The organism is Myxococcus vastator, assembly GCF_010894475.1.
Classification (GTDB): Bacteria; Myxococcota; Myxococcia; order Myxococcales; family Myxococcaceae; genus Myxococcus; species Myxococcus vastator.
Genome location: NZ_JAAIYB010000877.1, coordinates 1 through 1118 on the forward strand (window position 1 = coordinate 1; position 1118 = coordinate 1118).

Consider the following 1118-nt stretch of genomic DNA (forward strand, 5'->3'; position numbering starts at 1 on the left):
CCTCCCTCCCGCCGCTGTTCCAGGTGCTGTTCGCCCTGCAGAACGCCCCCCTGCCGAAGCTGCGCCTCCCGGAGCTGGGCCTGGAGGTGCTGGAGGCGGACACGGGGACCGCGAAGTTCGACCTGTCGCTGCTGATGAAGGAACAAGAGGGGGGGCTGGCCGCCAGCTTCGAGTACAGCACCGACCTCTTCGACCCAGACACGGTAGCCCGGCTGGCCACTCATTACGAGGCGTTGCTGGGCAATGCGCTGAGGCAGCCTCAGCTCCCCATCGGAAGGCTCAAGTTGGAGGTGCCCCAAGATGGAACGGCCGGGAGGCGATCAACAGGGTAGGCCGCTAAATACAGCTATTCTGTATTGTCATGAAATGAGTTGACTTGTTGTCGTTTGATATTAAGCTCACGTTTGTTTTCAGGATTGACGGTGCGGACATGATGCCTCTCGAAGAGTTCATTCAGCAGCTCGCCAATGAAAACGAGGCATTCTTCTCGGCTCAGCCCGCCTGGGCGAAGACGTACTGGGCGGAGAAGATGAGCCTGGAGAGCACGATCCAGGCCCTGCGGATGCGGTACTGGAACGAGTACGTCGGTGCCGAAGTGATTGCCCGGTTCATGCTTCGCGTGGAGAACCCGACCATCAAGATGATGGTGGGGCGCCAGGTGGGGGATGAGGCGAAGCATGCCTTCTACGTGCGCAAGCGCATCGAGGAGCTGGGGGGCAGCCTGGGCGATCCGCTGCCCGAGCAGCTGGCCTTCTACGAGACGCTCGACAACTTCCGCTACCCCGAGGAGTTCTTCTCCGCGCAGCAATTCACCGTCGAGACGCAGTCGCTCAAGCGCAACGAGCAGGCGCTGCACAACTTCGACTCCGAGACCGCGGACATGTTCCGCAAGCACATCAACGAGGACGAGGTCTTCCACGTCCGCCTGGGGCACACGGGGCTGAAGTTCTACTGCGTGACTTCAGAGGCCCAGGCGCGCGCTCGCACCGCCGCCGCGGTGATTCGTGAGCGGCACGTGGCCATGTCCCTGGCCAACGCCAGGATCCTGCAGTCCCGCGGCCTCATGCAGAGCTGAAGCCGGAGCATGCAGATGAGCCAGGAGCGGGTCGGGATAGTGG

2 protein-coding genes are annotated in these 1118 nt (G+C 62.3%); both read left to right on the forward strand.

What is annotated here, in order from left to right; all coding sequences use genetic code 11:
* Nucleotides 1-332, forward strand: a 332-nt coding sequence (locus G4D87_RS38040) for a condensation domain-containing protein (protein WP_163787627.1), incomplete at its 5' end; no start/stop codon positions are given.
* A gap of 98 nt (nucleotides 333-430) precedes the next feature.
* The gene (locus G4D87_RS38045) at nucleotides 431-1075 is read left to right on the forward strand and encodes a hypothetical protein (protein WP_163787628.1); all 645 of its coding nucleotides are present in this window, start codon (nucleotides 431-433) and stop codon (nucleotides 1073-1075) included.
* Nucleotides 1076-1118 lie beyond the last annotated feature (43 nt).

What these genes read in the sequence shown, in the direction of transcription:
- G4D87_RS38045 (WP_163787628.1), top strand. Translation starts at nt 431, where the DNA reads ATGATGCCTCTCGAAGAGTTCATTCAGCAGCTCGCCAATGAAAACGAG.